The organism is Crossiella sp. CA198 (genome assembly GCF_052078295.1).
In the GTDB taxonomy this organism is placed as follows: Bacteria; Actinomycetota; Actinomycetes; order Mycobacteriales; family Pseudonocardiaceae; genus Crossiella.
The window spans coordinates 65,568-83,714 of record NZ_JBQJIM010000029.1; the positions used below are offsets into that span (position 1 = coordinate 65,568).

Here is an 18,147-nt window from a genome sequence, read left to right on the forward strand (position 1 = left end):
TCGTGGTGGAGCGGCTGCGCGCGGACTACGCACCCGACGGGGCCGAGCACCCCGGGGAATTCCCTTACACCCGTGGGGTTTCGGCCGAGCCGAAGCCGTGGATCATGGGGCAGTACGCGGGGTTCGGCACCCCCGCGGCCAGCAACCGGCGGTTCCAGCAACTACTCACCGCCGGGGTGACCGGGTTCAGCGTCGCACTCGACCTGCCCACCCAGCTGGGCCTGGACTCCGACCATCCCCTGGCCGCCGGCGAGGTCGGGCGGGTCGGGGTGGCCATCGACTCACTCGCCGACATCGAAACGCTGATGGAGGGCATCCCCCTGGAACGCATCAGCCAGGTGCGCACCACCGCGAACTCCATCGGCTACGTCTGGGCGGCGATGTTCCTGGCCCTGGCCAAACGCCGCGGCGTCGACCCGAACTCGTTCGGACTGTTCATCCAGAACGACGTGCTCAAGGAGTTCATCGCGCGCGGCACCCAGATCTTCCCGCCGGAAGCCTCGTTGCAGCTCGCGGTGGACGTCATCGAGCACGTCTCCGCACACGCCTCGCGCTGGGTGCCCCTGGCCATGAGCGGCTACCACATCCGGGAGGCCGGGGCGGATGCCGTGCAGGAGATCGCCTTCACCTTCGCCAACGCCCGCGCCTACCTGGACGAGTGCGTGCGCCGCGGGATGAGCGTGGACGACGTCGCGCCGACCCTGTTCACCTTCCTCTCCAGCAACATCGACCTGCTCCGCGAGGTCGCCAAATTCCGGGCCGCCCGGCGGGTCTGGGCCCGGCTGACCAGGGACCACTACGGCGCGATCGACCCGCGCTCGCACCAGCTGCGGATCTTCGCCTTCACCGCCGGATCCTCGCTGACCGCGCAGCAACCGCTGAACAACGTGGCCCGCACCACCGTCGAGGCCACCGCCGCGGCACTGGCCGGGGTGCAGACCCTGCACGTGTGCGCCTACGACGAAGCACTCGGCGTGCCCACCGAGGCCGCCGCCACCCTGGCCCTGCGCACCCAGCAGGTGGTGGCCTTCGAGACCGGGCTGACCGAGACGGTCGACCCCCTGGCCGGGTCCTACGCGGTGGAATCCCTCACCGACGAACTGGAAGCGCGGATCTGGGGCCTGCTGGGCGAGATCGAGGACCGCGGCGGCGCACTGGCCTGCATCGGCTCCGGCTGGTTCCAGCGCGAACTCTCCGACGCCGCCTACCGGTACGCGGTGGAGGTGGAAAGCGGCGAACGGCCCGTGGTCGGGGTCAACCTGTACCCCTCCGGCGCCGAACCCCTCGAAGTCTTCTCGGTGGACCCGGGCGCGGAGGCCGAACAGGTCGCGGCGGTACAACGAGTGCGCGCGGAACGGGACCCGGCCGCGGTCGCACACGCCCTGGACGAGCTGAGCGCGGTGGCCAAGGCCGGTGGGAATGTGGTGCCCGCCTGCGTGGTCGCGGTGGAGGCCTACGCCACCGTGGGCGAGATCGTGGACCGGTTGCGGGAGATCCACGGCCGCTGGCAGCCCACCACCGCTTTCTAACGCGCCCGCGCGCCCTGTGCCCGGCTCAGCGGCAGTTCGATCGAGGAGGAATCGGCGAAGGTCAGGCGCAGCAACGGTCGCCGCCGCGAGCCGTACACCCGCATCGACTCGTACCGGCCTTCCCACAGCGTGCGCACCTCGCCGTTGGCGGTCACGAACACCGTCACCCGGTTGCCGCCCGCGGCCAGCCACGGCTCCCGGTTGATCCCACCCAGGCGCACCGTCCGGGACACCTCACCCAGGCCGACGGCCAGCGCGCCCGGCCCCGTCCCACGCACCTTCGGCTTGCGCTCACTGCGATCCCAGCCGCCAGGAGCCAGGATCGAGGCCGACACCGCGACCGCGATCAGCAGCACCGCGGGCACCATCCACAACAGATGCAGCCGCCGTGGGGCGCCGGGGACCTTGGGCGGGTAGCCGCGGACCGCGTAATCCGGCCGCTTGGCGAAATCGGCCACCACCACGACCTCGGGCCAGACCCGGGTGATCGCCCTGGTGGCCGCGTCCTCACTGCGCATGCCCAGACCGTACGGCCCCGGGACCGGGTCCTACGGCCGGTGGAGGCGAACGCAGCCGCTAGTCAGCGCAGGTCCAGACTTTCGTCAGGGGCGGCGGGACAGCGCCTCGCGGGCCATCAGCGTGGCGGCGATGAACACGATCGGCATGGCCAGGATGGACACGAACGGGATGGCGCACAGCAGGTAGGCAGGCACACCAAGGCCCAGCACCATGCCGCGGTGCCTGCGCAGGATGTGGTGGCGCTGCTTGAGGGTCAGGCCGCGGCGGGTGAACGGGACCGCGGAGAACTCCAGGGCCAGGATCCAGCCGCCCACACACGCCACCAGCACCGGGATCACGGTCTGGCCGACCACCGGGATGAACCCGGCGAACAGCAGCGGCAGGTTGATCAGGATGCTGACCGCGACCAGCAGGATCGAGTCCCGGATGCCCAGCCACAGCATCCGGCCCCAGGAGACCTTCTCCGCCTCCGGCACCCCGCCGAGGCTGTCCTCGACGGTTTCTGAGATGTGCTCGTAGAACGGGCTGCCCACGACCAGGGTGATGGCGGTGAAGGCGACCACGCTGACCGCGATGGCGCCCACCACCACGGCCAGTCCGGCGATGAACCGGGTGGTCTGGCGCAGCCAGTCCGACCAGGTGTCGGCGAACGGGGTCAGCCAGGTGGCCAGGTCACCGGCCCAGTAGGCAAGGGTGATCAGGCCGCCGAGCATCAGCAGCGTGGTCAGCACCGCCGGGATGGCGCCCAGGAGCAGCAGTTTCGGGCTGCGGAAGGCGATGCCGACCGCGCGGCCCAGGAAGCCGAGGCCGGTGAGGACGCCGAGTTTGGCTGGGGCGGGGACCTGGGCTGGATGTGACATACCGATCATCGTAGGGGTGTCACATCCAGCCAGGAGGGCGAATCAGGCCTCGTCCGCCTCTTCCTCGGCGTCGGGGTCGTACTCGGTGACCTCGCCGTCCCAGCCAACCTCGACCAGCTCGATGCCGGGGGCCTCGTTGACCACGGCGAAGGGGTCGATGAAGTAGGACAGGGCGTCGGCCGGGTCGGCCTCCAGCGCGGCGATGGCCTCCACGCGGGCTTCCTCCGACACCTCGGTGTCGGCCTTCAGCTGCTCCAGCGCAGCGGCCTTCAGCTCACCCTCATCGGTCAGCTCGACGATCAGCTCGACGTTCAGCCGGATGTACCGCGGCGCGGTCTCGGTGCTCATGGGCAGAAACATAGGCCACGTCCCCGAGGCCGCTTTAGCTGGGCTGCCAGTGACGTCGTCGCAGGTCCAAGGCTTGCACCCCGTCAGGTGAAATCCGGGCGAACGGGGTTGACGCGGGCGTCAGGACAGGGTGTGCCGGACCTGGGCGAGCAGGCCGTCCCGGTGGTCGGGACCGACCGTGCTCAGCGTGGCCGAGAGCGTCTCCAGGGCCGCGGCCAGGGGGTCCGGCAGCACGGCCAGGCGCAGGGTGGCGAAGGCCGCGGTCTGCTGCCGGAGGCCGCCGGGGACGGCCACCGTGCTGGGCACGCCGGGGTCGGCGAGCAGCCGCTCCCCCGCCGCCCGCCAGTCGGTGAAGGGCTCCTCGCCGCGGTCCACCGCGGCCAGCGCGCCGGTGATCCAGTCCAGGGTGGTCAGCCCGGCGGCGGCGCATGCCTGGCGGGCCAGCGTGGCGGCCAGCGCGCGTTGGGTGGCGGGCGGCGCGGCGGCGAGGGCCTCGGCCACCTCGCGGTGCTCGCGGATCACCTTGCGGGCGTTGCCCTTGAGGTGCCGCAACGCGGGGCTGGGCGGCTCGCCGCCCCAGCGGCGGATGTCCTCCTGGCGTTGCCGCAGCGCCGCCCGCACCTGCTCCTCCGCGCTGCGGCGGGCTTCCTCGGCGGCGAGTTGAGCCGGGGTGGGCGGCGGCGGGAGTTTGCGGGCCTCGGAATGCCAGTAGGCGGCGTTCTTGCTGGTCTGGCGGAGCACCGCGTCAGGGGCGGGCTCGGCGGGCCAGAGCTGGAGCAGGTAGCGGTCCACGACGCCGTCCTCGGTGATCGCGTCGTTGGCGGCGTCCATGCCCTGGGCGCAGTACCGGATCCGGTACTCCCCCGGCGGCAGCTCCAGGGCGTACCAGCGTTCGCCCCACTCGCTGAGCACGGGATCGTCGCCGGTGAGCGCGCACGAGGCTTCGACCACGTCCGGCCAGTCCTCGCCGAGCGGGGGCTGCTGGTCGTGCAGCTCGATGGTCAGCCCCACCTCGCCGGTGTGCCTGCCGGTGATCAGGAACAACAGCTCGGGCCGGGCCGCGCCGAGCAGCCCGTTGGACTGGCCCCGGAAGCTCGCGCTCAGGTCGCCGTCGAACGGGCTGTCCCGGTTCAGCAGGTACATCTGTCCGTAGTGCACGGACACGGTCTTGCCCAGCAACAGCCTCACGGCAACGGCACCGGCTGGTGCGCGCTGACCGCGGTGCCGAAGATCGGCTGGCCTGCCCCGTTGAAGGACAGCGGTTGCAGCCGGACACTGCGGCCCATCCAGCCCGTGCCCGGGTACTGCCTGGCGTGGTAGGTGATCCACCAGCGGCCGTTGACCTGGATGAATCCATTGTGGCCAGGGGCGATGGTGCTGTCCTGGCCGTGGAAGACGCAGTCGCCGGACTTGGACCAGGCGGCCGGTTCGGTGGGCGAGCCGTTGAGCGTGAGCAGGCCGATGCAGTAGTCGTCGGTCCAGCTCGCGTTCGCCGAGAAGGTCATGAACAGCTGGTTCTGCGGACCGATGATCGGCTGCGGGCCTTCGTTGAGCAGCACGTTCGCGTGGTTGGGCCGGGTCTCCCAGCGCTGAGTCGGCGAGGAGATCTTGACCCGAGGGCCTGCCGGGGTCATCGGATCGTGCATCCTGGCCACGTACAGATGCTGGACCTCGTTGGCGTTGCCGTAGTCCCGGTCCCAGCCGGACCAGGCGTAGTAGCCCTGACCGTCCTTTTCGAACCACACGCCGTCAATGGCCCACTGCCCGTCCGGCAGCCGCTGTTCACCCAGATAGTCGTATGGACCCGAAGGATCGTCGGTACGGCCACGCAGCGCGAACATCCGATGACTGCGGCCGTTGCCGTTGTCCGAGGCGCCGGTGAAGAAAATCCACCACTGGTTGCGGATCCGTTGCAGTTCCGGCGCCCACACCTCGGTGCAGGCGATGGCCGGGCACTGCGGATGCCGCCACAGCACGATCGGCGGCGCGTCCCGCAGGCCCTCCACCGAGCCGGACTTGCGGATCACCAGGTCGTTGCCGTTGTACTGGTCGCCCTGCAGCAGGTAGTAGACGTTGTTGTGCCGCACCATGGTCGGATCGGCGCCGCGGTCCAGCAGCGAGTTGTAGAACACCCCGGAGATCAGCGGCGAGCTGGTCCGGAAGGTCGCGTCGGCCCGGAACAGCGGGCTGTTGTCGTTGTCCGCCAGGTAGACCTGACCGCCGGCGTGCCGCAGGAAGGCGTTGCCGAACTGGAAGGACCGCAGGGACACCGCGTTGGGGTCGGCCAGCCCGGACACCTGGCAGAACGTGGCGTCCTCACGGAAACCGCGACTGTCCTGGAAGCCGTCCAGGCGCAGCCTGCCGTTCTGGTGCCGCAGGTAGTGCCGCTTGAAGTTGCGCGACTCCAGTGACACGCAGTTGCCAGCCAGACCAGGGACAACGGCCCAGGTCGCGTCCGCCCGCGCCCACTCAGGGCTGTGCGGGTAGATGTCGTCCAGCCGGGCCCAGCCGCCGCCGTGGCGGATGTACCCGTTGGGAATGTTGAAGGCCCGCAAGGAGGTGTACGTCGGGGCCTGACCGCTCTGGGCGGTGGCTATCGGCTCGGCGATCAGCCCGAAGGCGAGCCCGATGATCCCCAGGAACGCGACCCAGCGCGCAGGGCGAGACCACATCGCCGACCCCCTTTGGTCGAGCATGCCGCGTGTCGGACCATGGTAGGTAGCCAAACGGCGGGGTTGAAGCGGCCATCCGGTGCCTATCGCTTGCCGCACAACCCCTTACACCGACTGCCTGATCGACACGGTAAGTCATAGAGGTCCGATCTCCCTACTCGCCACGACAACTTCTTGATCACGACCCGACGAAAGGCGGCGCGGCGGCTGGCCCCCGGCAGTAGGCGTCCGGAGCCAAACCGGCAGAACAAGGCGGGTGCGACTTGGCCCGTTTGGAGTCATTTCATACAGTTTATTCAGTACGCTCGCACTGATACCGGACACTGGTGTATTCGTTCGGTAGCCACAGGGAGGTGTTGTCCGGTGCCCAAGGTCGTCGATCACGAACAGCGCCGCCGCGAGCTGGGCCGGGCGCTGTGGCAGGTGATCCGGCAGCAGGGCATCGACGGCGCCTCGGTGCGCAGCGTGGCCCGCGAGGCAGGCTGGTCGCCGAGTTCGGTGCAGTACTACTTCACCACCCAGTCCGACCTGCTCGCCTTCGCGATGCGGATGATCTCCGAGGTGCTGCGCCGGGCGCCCACCAGGAGCACGCTGCCGCCGGACCCGAGGGACGCGGCCCAGGAAGCCCTGGAACGCATGCTGCCCATGGAGTCCGAACTGCGCGCGGTGGCCGAGGTGTGGGTGGCCTTCCTCTCCCGCACCCTGGTCGACGACGAGGCCCGGCGGATCAACCGCGGCGGCCACGAGCACCTGTCCCGGACCTGCCGCCGCCTGCTGGACGAGCTGGCGGCCAACGGGATGCTGGCCGAGGGCCTGGACCTGAAGCTGGAGGCGGACCGGCTGCACGTGCTGATGGACGGCATGGTGCTGCACGCGGTGACCGCCCCCGACCTGATGCCGCCGGAGCGGCTGCGCGCGGTGCTGCACCGCCAGCTCACCAGCCTGCTCGCCAAGGACTGATCCAGTCCACACCCGACAGTCCACAATGGACTTCGTTTCCAGCTGACCCGCACTTGGGACACAGCTGTCTCAAAATCACGCGCAGACCCCTTGCCGGGCCAATCCGGTAAGGGGTCTTGTCAGTTAACGCGCGAGTAGGTACGGTCCGTTCATCTGGCAACAGCCCTTATCAGACGCCCGGAGAAAAGGGGCGAACATGTCGAGTAGTTCCCGTCGTCGTGCGCTACTGACCAGCCTGCTCACCGCCGTTCTGACCCTGTCCACGCTGGTCACAGCACCGGCGAACGCCGAAACGGCCGGGGTGCCACTGCCCTCGGCCGATCCCTTCTACCGTCCCCCTGCCCCGCTGCCGCCGGTGGCCGCCGGCGATATCCTGCGTTCCCGGCCGATCGTGGCCAAGGCATTGGTGCTGCCGTTCCCGGTGCGTGCCTGGCAGGTGCTGCACCGCTCCACGAACAACCAGGGCGCGCCCAACGCGGTGGTCGCCACCGTGCTGGTGCCGCACACACCCTGGACCAACGGCCCGCGTCCACTGGTGGCCTACAACATCGGCACCCACGGCCTGTCCTCGAACTGCGCGCCCTCGTTCTGGTTCCGGGCCGGGATCGAGTACGAGCTGGCGCTGATGACCCTGGCCCTGGCCAAGGGCTGGGCGGTCGTGGTCAGCGACTACGAGGGCTCGGCCACCACCGGCCCGCACACCTACACCGCCGGCCGACCGACCGGGCACGCCGTGCTGGACGGAGTCCGTGCCGCGCAACGACTTCCCGAGGCCGGACTGGATCCGAAGGGCCCGGTCGGCATCTGGGGCTACTCCGAAGGCGGCCTGGCCTCCTCCTGGGCGGCCGAGCTGCAACCGGGGTACGCGCCGGAGCTGAACGTGCGCGGGGTGGCCGCGGGCGGGGTGCCCAGGGACATCGGCAACGTCGGCTACAAGATCGACGGCGGCCCGTTCTTCGGCTTCTTCCTGGCCGCCGCGATCGGACTGGACACCGCGCATCCGGAGATGCGGCTGGAAAAGGTGCTCAACGCCAAGGGCCGCAAGGCTTTCGCCGAGGTGCGCAATCAGTGCCACGCGCAGTGGACGCCGCCCTACGCCTTCCACCGGATCAGCGAGTTCACCGAGGTGCCCGATCCGATCCAGCTGCCGCAGTTCCAGAAGGTGCTGGCGCACAACAGACTGGGCACCGGCACCCCGGCGATTCCGGCCTATGTCTACCAATCGGTCAACGACGAGTTCATGCCGATCAACGACGCCCGGCAGCTGGTTCGCGGCTGGTGCTCGCGCGGGGTGCGGGTGCAGCTGCGGGAAAGCCTGCTGAGCGAGCACATCAGCCTGGCCGTCACCGGCGCGCCCGGTGCGGTGCACTGGCTGGCCGACCGATTTGGCAACCGTCCGGCACCGAGCAACTGCTGAGTGAGGGGATGGCTGACGTGACGCGGACCTATCCCGCGATCGCCGACCTGGCCGCCTGGGCTGGCGAGGTCTACGGCGACGCGCCCGCACTGCGGTTCCACCGGGACGGCGACTGGCAGGACCTGTCCTACGCCGGACTCGCGGGAGCGGTCCGCGCCACCGCCGACGGCCTCACCGGCACCGGCATCGGCATCGGCCCCGGCGACCGGGTCGCGGTGCTGGCCGAGACCGGTCCGGAGTGGACGGTGGCCGACCTGGCCATCGCCGCGATCGGCGCGGTGGTGGTGCCGGTCTACCCCACCAACTCCGCACCGGAATGCGCCTGGGTGCTGGGTGATTCCGGGGCGAAACTGGTCTTCTGCGGCAACGCGGCGCAGGTGGACCGGGTGGCCGGGTTGCGGCCGGAACTCCCGGCGCTACAGCACATCGTGAGCTTCACCGAGGTGCCGGGGGCGGTCTCGCTGGCGGAACTGCGTGCTCGTGGGGTGCGCGCGGCTCCGCCGGCCCCGGACCTCAACACGATCATCTACACCTCCGGCACCACCGGCCCGCCCAAGGGCTGCCTGCTGACCGAACGGAACTGGCACGCCGCGCTCAACGCGATCGGCCCACTGGTCCGGGTCGGGCCCGGCGACGTGATGTTCCTGTATCTGCCGCAGGCGCACATGTTCGCCCGCATCGTGCAGTTCCTGACCCTGGCACACGGGGCCACGCTGGGCTTCTACCGCGGCGACATCCGGCAGTTGCTGCCCGACCTGGCCGCGCTGCGCCCGACGATTCTGCCGTCGGTGCCCCGGCTGTTCGAGAAGGTGCACACCACCGTGCAAGCCCTGGGGCTACCGGCGGAACAGGTCCCGGAGATGGTGCGCAACGCGTTCGGCGGCCGGTTGCGGGAGGCGCTGACCGGGGCGGCGCCGATCGCGCCCGCCGTGCTGGAGTTCTTCGCCGGCTGCGGCATCCCGGTGTACGAGGCGTACGGGATGACCGAGTCCACCGCACTGATCAGCGGCAACCACCCGGACGCCTGGAAGTTCGGCACCGTGGGCAAACCCTTCCCCGGCATCGAGGTGCGCATCGCCGCCGACGGCGAGGTGCTGGCCCGGGGTGAGAACGTCTTCCCCGGCTACCACAACAACCCGGACGCCACCTCGGCCACGGTGATCGACGGCTGGCTGCACACCGGTGACCTGGGCGCCCTGGACGAGGACGGGTTCCTGCGGATCACCGGGCGCAAGAAGGACATCATCATCACCGCCGGCGGCAAGAACCTCACCCCAGCCAACCTGGAGAACGACCTGCGCGGCTGCCGCTGGATCTCCCAGGCGGTCATGCACGGCGACCGCCGCCCCTACCCCGTCGCCCTGATCACCCTGGACCCGGACGAACTGCCGAACCTGGCCCGGGAACTGGAGATCAGCGCGGAACCCACGGAACTGGCCGGGCACCCACGGGTGCGCGCGCTGATCGAGGAGGTGGTGACCGCGGCCAACGAGGCGTACGCGCCGCCGGAGCGGATCCGCCGATTCGCCTTGCTGGCAAGGGATTTCAGCGTGGAGACCGGGGAACTGACGCCGACGCTGAAGCTGCGGCGGGCGGTGGTGGCGGCCCGCTACGCAGCCGAGTTGGACGCGCTCTACCCGGAAAACTGAAGCTAGGGCGGCAGTACCGCGGTGGCGACGCCCTCCACCACCCGGCCGCGTTCCGCCGCGGGCTGCCGCCACCAGCCCGAGCAGCCGTGCACACACGGATGCCGCAACAGCCGCAGCTCCAGCGAGCCGCCGGGTCCGGGCGCGGGCTGGGCCCACTCGAAGTAGCCGGTGCCGCGGCACAGGGTGCAGGGGGACTCAGTGCTGACCGGGGACGTCTCCAACGCCACCACACCTCCCGCAGGCCGCGTAGTCCTTGTCGGGCACGGTGCCGGAACCGAAGCAATCAGGACAGAGCTTCATACGTACGAGCATTCAGCATGAGTGATCGACACCAACGGGAAACTGGCAACATTCACGGCATTTCATCCGGAAGTGCGCCCCATACCGCCATCCGAGTGTTGGCCGTTATGGACGGTGAGTTGGCCGTTATGGACGCCGAGTTGGCCCAACTCGTACGCCACGTTGGCCGTTGTGGGACGGAGCGGGGGGTGGGGTTGGGGGTGAAACCCCACGACGAGGGCTCTCGCGTGTTCTCCGTACGGCCTGGAGCATGCAGACCACACCTCACCGAGCGGCCCCTGCAACCTGCCGCCGCCTGCCCACGAATCCGCAACGGGGGCCGCTCGGTGAGGTGTGGTTGGCTGGCGGAAGGCCGTACGGAGAACACGCGAGCCCTCGGAGCCACGCTGGAACCGGCCCCGGCAGCACAAACCCCGCCCCGCAACCCGCTGGCCCGGCTCTTGATCTGCCCCACCCCTCCGGCGGTCTGCCCGGCCGGCGAGGCCATCCTTTTTTGATCTTCGGGTTTTGATCTAAAACAAAATCAAGATCAAGTTCGTCCTCGCCGGACGGGCAGGAATCAAAGGATGGGGGGAAGAACAAGAGCAAAGACGAAGAGCAAGAGCAGTGCTCGTGTGCGGTTCCCCATCCCCGTCAGCCCTCCGATACCAAACCACATCCTGGGCAAGCGGCCCGTCGCGTTGGGTTGGCCGGGCGGAAGCAGGTTGCAGGCCGCTTGCCCAGGATGCGGTGTGTCCTCTCCAGGCTGACGGGGATGGGGAACCGCTCGGGGGATGTTGGAAAAGCCACCCCCGCCGCCTGTCCCGGGCTTCGCCCGACCGCAGTGCCTACGGCGTCCCACAACGGCCAACTCGGCGTCCGTAACGGCCAACTCGGTGTACGACAACGGCCAACACGCGCGCGGGGGGTGGGTTAGTGCTGGATTTGGGAGGTGGCTATGCGGGCTATTTCTTTGGTGATGTCCTCGATTGGTGTGTTGCCGCCGAGTACTGACCAGTGGTGCACGAGTTCGTTCACCGCGCCCATCAGGGCGATCGCGGTGAGCCGGAAATCGCGGGGCTGGGCCTCGCCGCGGTCGACCGCGCGGTGTGCCTCGGCTTCCAGGAGGTCGATCCAGCGTTCCCGCCAGCCTGCTCGGTAGCGCTCGACCTCGGCGCTGACCCCGACCACCTCGACGTAAGCGACCCTGGCCAGCCGGGGGTCGTGCGCGGTGGCGTCGAGGTAGGTGTGCACGGCGAGCTGGGTGCGTTCCACCAGCCCGGCCTCGGGCAGCCGGGCGAAGGCGGTGCGCACGGCTTCGATGGCGGCGGTGTTGACCCGGTCGTGCAAGGCCATCAGCAGGGCTTCCCGGCTGCCGAACTCCTCGTAGAAGTTGCGGGTGGACACCGCGGCCTGGGCGCAGAGCCGTTCGATGCTGGCGGCGGCGTAGCCCTCGGTGCCGAAGAGTTCCAGGCCGGCGGCGAGCATCCGGTCCCGGCGTTGCGCCCGGCGGTCCGCGGCCGAGCGACCCGCGTAGTCCCGTCGTGCCACCGGTCCCGCGCCCATGACCCTCCTCCAGTGCGCCGCTGCCGGGTCACTGTACCGACCAAGCTCGCCCGGCTCACTCCGATGGCGGGCACCGGATCGGCGGGTCCGCGCTGACCATGGAGGTTCGGCCGTCATTGCGAGGAGGGCGCTGACATGCCCGAACAGGACCATTCCGCCGATTTCCGCTACTGCGCCCTGCGCGCCCAGTCCGCCCCCTCGGTGCCAGAGGGGCTGAACCTGGAGCGGGTGCGGGCGATACTCCGGACCCGCTCCAAATGGGCCAACGGCACGGTGTTGCACTACTACTTCTTCGACCGGGACACCGACGGCGAGCAGGTGCGCTTCTCCGACGGCAGCACCCGGTTCGTCTCCTGGGTGGGCGCGGAGCCGCAGCGGGAGGTGGTGCGGCGGGCCTTCCGGGCCTGGCAGGAGCTGGGCATCGGGCTGCGCTTCGAGGAGGTGCCGGACCGGGCCCAGTCGGAGCTGCGGATCGGGTTCATGGACGGCGACGGCTCCTGGTCCTATGTGGGCCGGGACGTGGTGCTGCACGCCGGGGTCAACGACCGGACGATGAACTTCGGCTGGGACCTGACCGAGGACGACTACGGTGTGACCACGGCCCTGCACGAGATCGGCCACACCCTGGGCATGCCGCACGAGCACCAGAACCCGTTCGCCGGCATCGAGTGGGATGAGGCGAAGGTCTACGCCTCGCTGTCCGGTCCGCCGAACTTCTGGGACCGGCAGACCATCTTCCACAACATCCTGCGCAAACTGGCCAACGACGAGGTGACGGGGTCGTCCTGGGACCCGGATTCGATCATGCACTACGGCTTCGGCCCCGGCCTGATCCGCCAGCCGGCCAAGTACTCCGGTGGCCTGCGCCCGCCGGGGGTGCTGTCCCCGGTGGACAAGGAGTTCGTGCGCAAGTGGTACCCGGCCCCGACCGGCGCGCCGACCGCGCTGGAACACCTCAAGACCGTGCAGCTGGAGCTGGCGGCCGGTCAGCAGGCCGATTTCAGCATCACTCCGGCGGCCACCGGCAAGTTCCAGATCGGCACCTTCGGCGGCTGCGACGCGGTGCTGGTGCTCTTCGAGGAGATCGACGGCCAGCCGGTGTACCTGGCCGGTGACGATGACAGTGGCACCGACCTGAACGCGCTGATCGAGGCGAAGCTGGTGCAGGGCAGGCGCTACCTCGTTCGGCTGCGGCTGTACTACTCGTGGAGCTTCGGCGGGGTCGGACTGATGTACTGGTGAAGACCGGTGGGGCGGGTCCGCCCGCCCCACCGCGCGACCAGCGCCGTCCGGGAGGAGAAGACACGTGGCAGAACTCGGTCCGGAGGTGCGGGAGTGGCTGGCCAAGCCGCTGTTCTGGCATCTGGCCACCCTCAACGCGGATGGATCGCCGCAGGTCACGCCGATGTGGGCGGAGGCGGACGGGGACCGGGTGTTGATCAACACCGCGCTGGGCCGGGTCAAGGAGGACAACCTGCGGCGCGATCCCCGGGTGTCGCTGTCGGCGACCTCGCCGGAGAACCCCTACGACCGGGTGGAGATCCGCGGCCGGGTGGTGGAGTTCGTGACCGGGACGGTCGCCGAGCGGGGCATGGACCGGCTGGCGAAGAAGTACGTCGGCACCGACACCTACGAGTGGCTGCTCCCCGGTGAGCGGCGGGTGATCCTGGTGATCGAGCCGCTCCGGGTGCGCCGGGTGGTCGGGGTGGAGCCGTTCCGGCCGGGCGCGCTGGAGCGCCCCTGATGCCCACGGCGCGACCCGAACGGCGCAACACCTTCGGATGACAGCGACTGCCACGGACTGAGCCGTCCGGCCTCAACCGCCGCCTGAGCGCTGACAAGACCGGACGAAATTCTTGACATCGATGTCAGTCCCGGGCTTCGCTTTCGTCCGGGTTGTGCCGGGTCGAGTCCAGCACAGCCGTCTGCACCCCCCGACATCCCAGGCGGAGGACTCGAAGCGTGAGGACCAAAGTGCGCGCAGCACGATCACCGATGATGCTGGTCTGCGCGAGCATCGTGGCGCTGAGCCTGGCCGGGTCCCCGGTCGCGCTGGCGGCGCCACCGGAGACAGACCAGGGGCAGCCAGTGGAGGGCACCTCGTTCGCCACCTCCTTCGAGGCAGGCGAGCCACAGCCGACGTGGACCGACACGCCCGAGACCGGGCCGGATGGCAAACCGAAGGCGTCCGGAGTGACCGGCGCGGACTCGGTGAGCATCCCGGGCAGCGTCAACGACAAGATCACCGCCACCGCGGCCAGCGCGGAGAACACCGCGGGCGGTGAGGTCAGGGACAACCTCTTCGACGGCAGCCTGGCCTCCAAATGGCTGGCCTTCGAGCGCACCGGCTGGGTCTCGCTGACCCTGTCCGAGGCGGTCGCGGTGCAGAAGTACGCGATCTCCTCGGCCAACGACGCGGCCGAGCGGGACCCGAAGGACTGGACCCTCAAGGGCTCCAACGACGGCGCCAACTGGACCACTGTGGACAGTCGGACCGGCGAGAGTTTCGCGAAGCGGCACGAGACCAAGACCTTCACGCTGACCAACACGGTCGCCTACCAGCACTACCGCCTGGACATCTCGCTGAACAACGGCGCGTCGCTGATCCAGCTGGCCGAGCTGCAGCTGGCCGGGCCGAGCAACGGCGAGTTCCCGCCGTACATGCGCACCGTCGCGGGCAAGGGCCCGGCAGGCGGGTACAACGTGCGCAACAACAGCGGGTTCACCGGCTCGCGTGCCTTCCGCTACCTGGGCACGCACGAGGCCAAGGGCCGCGGCTACTCCTACAACAAGGTCTTCGACGTCGACATCCAGGTCGGCCGGGACACCGAGTTGTCCTACCTGATCTTCCCGGAGTTCGTCTCCGGCGACCTGAACTACCCCAGCACGCACGCCGCGCTGGACCTGGCCTTCGCCGACGGCACCTACCTCAGTGACCTCAAGGCCACCGACCAGCACGGCTTCGAGCTGTCGCCACGCGGTCAGGGCGCCTCCAAGGTGCTCTACACCAACCAGTGGAACCTGCAGCAGTCGGTGATCGGCAAGGTCGCCGCGGGCAAGACGATCAAGCGGATCCTGGTGGCCTACGACAACCCGAACGGCCCGGCCAGCTTCTCCGGCTGGGTGGACGACATCCGGGTGGGCACCGCGCCGAAGATCAGCGCCAAGCGGCCGTCCGAGCACGTGATCACCACCCGCGGCACCAACTCCAGCTCCAACTTCTCCCGGGGCAACAACTTCCCGGCGACCGCGGTGCCGCACGGCTTCAACTTCTGGTCCCCGATGACCAACGCGGGCACCACCAGCTGGCTGTATGAGTACGCCAAGGCCAACAACCCGCAGAACCTGCCCACCTTGCAGGCCTTCACCGCCAGCCACCAGCCGAGCCCGTGGATGGGCGACCGGCAGACCTTCCAGGTGATGCCCTCGGCCGAGGGCACGCCGAAGCTGGACCGCGCCGCGCGCGCCCTGCCGTTCAAGCACGTCAACGAAACGGCGCGGGCGCACTACTACGGCGTGACCTTCGAGAACGGGATGAAGACCGAGATCGCGCCGACGGACCACGCGGCGTTGTTCCGGTTCACCTTCACCGGGGACACCTCCAGCCTGTTGTTCGACAACGTCAACAACAACGGCGGGCTGACCCTGGACCCGGCCACCGGCACCGTCTCCGGCTTCTCCGACATCAAGAGCGGCCTGTCCACCGGCGCCACCCGGCTGTTCGTGCACGCCACCTTCGACCGTCCCGCGACCGCGGGCGGCAAGCTGACCGGGGCGGGCCGGGACAACGTCACCGGGTACCTGCGCTTCGACACCCCGGCCGACAACCGCACCGTGACCATGCGGATCGCCACCTCGCTGCTGAGTGTGGAGCAGGCCAAGAAGAACCTGGCCCTGGAAGTGTCCACTTCGGACACCTTCGACTCGGTCAAGGAGCGCGCGCAGACCGAGTGGGACAAGCAACTCCGCGTCATCGAGGTCGAGGGCGCCACCCAGGACCAGCTGCACACGCTGTACTCCAACCTGTACCGCCTGTTCCTGTACCCGAACTCCGGGCACGAGAACGTGGGCAGCAAGGACAAGCCGGTCCTCAAGCACGCCAGCCCGGTGGCCCCGCCGACTGGTCCGGACACCCCGGTGAGCACCGGCGCGAAGATCGTCGACGGCAAGATCTACGTCAACAACGGGTTCTGGGACACCTACCGGACCACCTGGCCCGCCTACTCGCTGTTCACGCCGAAGAAGGCGGGCGAGATGGCCGAGGGCTTCGTGCAGCAGTACAAGGAGGGCGGCTGGGTCTCCCGCTGGTCCTCCCCCGGCTACGCGAACCTGATGGTGGGCACCAGCTCGGACGTGGCCTTCGCCGACGCCTACCGCAAGGGCGTGACCAACTTCGACGTGCGCGCCGCCTACGACGCCGCGGTGAAGAACGCCACCGTGGCCCCGCCGAACCCTGGCGTGGGCCGCAAGGGCCTGGACACCTCGGTGTTCCTGGGCTACACCTCCACCAACACCGGTGAGGGCATGTCCTGGGCCCTGGACGGCTACATCAACGACTACGGCATCGCGGTGCTGGCCAAGACCCTCTACGAGGAGGCCAAGCCGAATGACCCGCGCCGCAAGGAGTTCAAGGAGAACTACGAGTACTTCCTGAACCGGGCGCAGAACTACGTCAACATGTTCGACTCGAAGGTCGGCTTCTTCCAGGGCCGCAAGCCCGACGGCAGCTGGCGGGTCGAGCCGGACAAGTACGAGCCGCGCGAATGGGGCCACGACTACACCGAGACCAACGCCTGGAACATGGCCTTCCACGCGCCCCAAGATGGTCAGGGCCTGGCCAACCTCTACGGCGGCCGGGACAAGCTGGCGGCCAAGCTGGACAAGTTCTTCAGCACCCCGGAGACCGCGGAGTTCCCCGGCTCCTACGGCGGGATCATCCACGAGATGATCGAGGCCAGGGATGTGCGGATGGGCCAGTACGGGCACAGCAACCAGCCCTCGCACCACATCACCTACATGTACGACTACGTGGGCCAGCCGTGGAAAACCCAGGAGAAGGTGCGCGAGGTGCTGTCCCGGCAGTACACCGGGTCCACCATCGGCCAGGGCTACGGCGGTGACGAGGACAACGGCGAGCTGTCCGCCTGGTGGCTGTTCAGCGCGCTCGGCTTCTACCCGCTGCAGATGGGCAATCCCAGCTACGCCATCGGTTCCCCGCTGTTCACCAAGGCCACCGTGCACCTGGAGAACGGCAAGGACCTGGTGATCAAGGCGCCGAAGAACAGCCTGCGCAACGTCTACGTGCAGGGCCTGAAGGTCAACGGCCGCAACTACGGCAAGACCGACCTGCCGCATGACCTGATCGCCAAGGGCGGCACCCTGGAATTCGACATGGGCGACAAGCCCTCGAAGTGGGGCACCGACAAGGACGCCGCACCCAAGTCGATCACCGAGGGCAGCGCGGTCCCCGCGCCGCTGCGCGACGCCGAGGGCACCCGCACCGCCTCGGTGGACGTGACCCCGTTGACGGACAACAGTTCCGCCACCGAGATCGCCTTCCCCGGCAAGACCGGCTGGGTGCAGTTCCAGCCCAAGGTGCAGACCGACCCGGTCACCTTCTACACCCTGACCTCCGGCAAGGCCGAGGCCGACCCGAGCGGCTGGGTGCTGAAGGGTTCCTACGACGGCAAGACCTGGGCCACGGTCGACGAACGCAAGAACGAGCAATTCAAGTGGCGCCAGCACACCAGGGCGTTCAAGGTCGCCAACCCCGGCCGGTACAGCCAGTACCGCCTGGAGATCACCGGCGGCGCGGGCGCCACGGTGTCCCTGGCCGAGGTCGAGTTCCTCAGCAAGCCGGCGGCCAAGCCTGGCAAGGAGATCACCGGCAAGCACGAGGGCCCGCTCACGGTCACCGAGGGCACCACGGTCCTGCGCGACGCCGAGATCACCGGCCCGGTCACCGTCGCCCCCGGCGCCACCCTGCACGCCTACGGCAGCCGTATCAGCGGCCCGCTGTCAGCTACTGGCGCCGCCGGCGTGGTTCTGTTCAACAGCAACGTTTCCGGCCCGATCAGCATCACCGGCACCACCGGCGAGCTGAGCATCGAAGCCACCCGGATCGAAGGCCCGGTGACCCTGGTGGGCAACACCGCCCAGGAGGCCCCCGTGGTCTCCGCCAGCGGCATCCAGGGCCCCGTGACCTGCGCGGGCAACACCACCGCACCGGTGGACAACGGCTTCGACAACACCGGCACCGGCCCCCGGACCGGCCAGTGCCAGGACCTGTGAGCCGCTAGCAAACTGAACAACCGAGGGGCCCTCCCAGCGACAACGGGAGGGCCCTTC

14 protein-coding genes are annotated in these 18,147 nt (G+C 69.2%); 7 read left to right on the forward strand and 7 right to left on the reverse strand.

The window, feature by feature from the left end:
• Positions 1 to 2 precede the first annotated feature (2 nt).
• A complete protein-coding gene (locus ACTOWY_RS37415; protein WP_441314315.1) occupies positions 3 to 1,529 on the forward strand; it encodes an acyl-CoA mutase large subunit family protein in 1,527 nt (508 codons plus the stop codon).
• Here the strand turns inward: ACTOWY_RS37415 and ACTOWY_RS37420 are convergent.
• From ACTOWY_RS37420 to ACTOWY_RS37440, 5 genes are all read right to left on the reverse strand, one after another.
• Positions 1,526 to 2,047 (reverse strand): hypothetical protein, encoded by a 522-nt coding sequence (locus ACTOWY_RS37420; protein WP_441314316.1) that lies wholly within the window; start codon positions 2,045 to 2,047, stop codon positions 1,526 to 1,528. The two genes, ACTOWY_RS37415 and ACTOWY_RS37420, sit on opposite strands and share 4 nt — an antisense overlap.
• Before the next feature lie 84 nt (positions 2,048 to 2,131).
• Positions 2,132 to 2,908 (reverse strand): EI24 domain-containing protein, encoded by a 777-nt coding sequence (locus tag ACTOWY_RS37425; RefSeq protein WP_441314317.1) that lies wholly within the window; start codon positions 2,906 to 2,908, stop codon positions 2,132 to 2,134.
• Positions 2,909 to 2,950: 42 nt separating this feature from the next.
• Positions 2,951 to 3,256 (reverse strand): hypothetical protein, encoded by a 306-nt coding sequence (locus ACTOWY_RS37430; RefSeq protein ID WP_247762478.1) that lies wholly within the window; start codon positions 3,254 to 3,256, stop codon positions 2,951 to 2,953.
• A 120-nt stretch (positions 3,257 to 3,376) separates the two neighbouring features.
• Positions 3,377 to 4,444 (reverse strand): hypothetical protein, encoded by a 1,068-nt coding sequence (locus tag ACTOWY_RS37435; RefSeq protein WP_441314318.1) that lies wholly within the window; start codon positions 4,442 to 4,444, stop codon positions 3,377 to 3,379.
• Positions 4,441 to 5,928, reverse strand: coding sequence for an AbfB domain-containing protein (locus ACTOWY_RS37440; RefSeq protein ID WP_441314319.1), 1,488 nt, complete (start codon positions 5,926 to 5,928; stop codon positions 4,441 to 4,443). The genes ACTOWY_RS37435 and ACTOWY_RS37440 overlap by 4 nt, the downstream gene beginning before the upstream one ends.
• Positions 5,929 to 6,291: 363 nt before the next feature.
• Here ACTOWY_RS37440 and ACTOWY_RS37445 point away from each other — a divergent pair, with 363 nt between their 5' ends.
• The 3 genes from ACTOWY_RS37445 to ACTOWY_RS37455 all read left to right on the forward strand — a co-directional run bounded on the left by ACTOWY_RS37445 (position 6,292) and on the right by ACTOWY_RS37455 (position 9,954).
• Positions 6,292 to 6,888, forward strand: a complete 597-nt coding sequence (locus ACTOWY_RS37445) for a TetR/AcrR family transcriptional regulator (RefSeq protein ID WP_441314320.1) — start codon at positions 6,292 to 6,294, stop codon at positions 6,886 to 6,888.
• Positions 6,889 to 7,084: 196 nt separating this feature from the next.
• On the forward strand, positions 7,085 to 8,305 hold the full coding sequence (locus ACTOWY_RS37450; RefSeq protein ID WP_441314321.1) for a lipase family protein: 1,221 nt from the start codon (positions 7,085 to 7,087) through the stop codon (positions 8,303 to 8,305).
• A gap of 8 nt (positions 8,306 to 8,313) precedes the next feature.
• A complete protein-coding gene (locus tag ACTOWY_RS37455) occupies positions 8,314 to 9,954 on the forward strand; it encodes an AMP-dependent synthetase/ligase (RefSeq protein WP_441314322.1) in 1,641 nt (546 codons plus the stop codon).
• 2 nt (positions 9,955 to 9,956) lie between these two features.
• Here the strand turns inward: ACTOWY_RS37455 and ACTOWY_RS37460 are convergent, their stop codons facing one another.
• On the reverse strand, positions 9,957 to 10,181 hold the full coding sequence (locus ACTOWY_RS37460) for a hypothetical protein (protein WP_441314323.1): 225 nt from the start codon (positions 10,179 to 10,181) through the stop codon (positions 9,957 to 9,959).
• 985 nt (positions 10,182 to 11,166) lie between these two features.
• A complete protein-coding gene (locus ACTOWY_RS37465) occupies positions 11,167 to 11,799 on the reverse strand; it encodes a TetR/AcrR family transcriptional regulator (RefSeq protein ID WP_247762469.1) in 633 nt (210 codons plus the stop codon).
• A gap of 135 nt (positions 11,800 to 11,934) precedes the next feature.
• Between ACTOWY_RS37465 and ACTOWY_RS37470 the strand changes: the two genes are divergently transcribed.
• The 3 genes from ACTOWY_RS37470 (at position 11,935) to ACTOWY_RS37480 (ending at position 18,090) form a co-directional block, all read left to right on the forward strand.
• Complete coding sequence (locus ACTOWY_RS37470; RefSeq protein ID WP_441314324.1) at positions 11,935 to 13,041, forward strand: matrixin family metalloprotease; 1,107 nt, start codon at positions 11,935 to 11,937, stop codon at positions 13,039 to 13,041.
• 64 nt (positions 13,042 to 13,105) lie between these two features.
• Positions 13,106 to 13,543, forward strand: a complete 438-nt coding sequence (locus ACTOWY_RS37475) for a PPOX class F420-dependent oxidoreductase (RefSeq protein WP_441314325.1) — start codon at positions 13,106 to 13,108, stop codon at positions 13,541 to 13,543.
• A 254-nt stretch (positions 13,544 to 13,797) separates the two neighbouring features.
• Entirely contained in the window at positions 13,798 to 18,090 is a 4,293-nt protein-coding gene (locus ACTOWY_RS37480) for a GH92 family glycosyl hydrolase (RefSeq protein ID WP_441314350.1), read from the forward strand.
• The last annotated feature ends 57 nt before the right edge of the window (positions 18,091 to 18,147 follow it).

Bases quoted from the DNA above. Each gene is read 5' to 3' on its own strand.
- ACTOWY_RS37420 (WP_441314316.1), bottom strand. From the start codon at position 2,047: ATGCGCAGTGAGGACGCGGCCACCAGGGCGATCACCCGGGTCTGGCCC.
- ACTOWY_RS37425 (WP_441314317.1), bottom strand. From the start codon at position 2,908: ATGTCACATCCAGCCCAGGTCCCCGCCCCAGCCAAACTCGGCGTCCTC.
- ACTOWY_RS37430 (WP_247762478.1), bottom strand. From the start codon at position 3,256: ATGAGCACCGAGACCGCGCCGCGGTACATCCGGCTGAACGTCGAGCTG.
- ACTOWY_RS37440 (WP_441314319.1), bottom strand. From the start codon at position 5,928: ATGTGGTCTCGCCCTGCGCGCTGGGTCGCGTTCCTGGGGATCATCGGG.
- ACTOWY_RS37450 (WP_441314321.1), top strand. From the start codon at position 7,085: ATGTCGAGTAGTTCCCGTCGTCGTGCGCTACTGACCAGCCTGCTCACC.
- ACTOWY_RS37455 (WP_441314322.1), top strand. From the start codon at position 8,314: ATGGCTGACGTGACGCGGACCTATCCCGCGATCGCCGACCTGGCCGCC.
- ACTOWY_RS37465 (WP_247762469.1), bottom strand. From the start codon at position 11,799: ATGGGCGCGGGACCGGTGGCACGACGGGACTACGCGGGTCGCTCGGCC.
- ACTOWY_RS37470 (WP_441314324.1), top strand. From the start codon at position 11,935: ATGCCCGAACAGGACCATTCCGCCGATTTCCGCTACTGCGCCCTGCGC.
- ACTOWY_RS37480 (WP_441314350.1), top strand. From the start codon at position 13,798: ATGCTGGTCTGCGCGAGCATCGTGGCGCTGAGCCTGGCCGGGTCCCCG.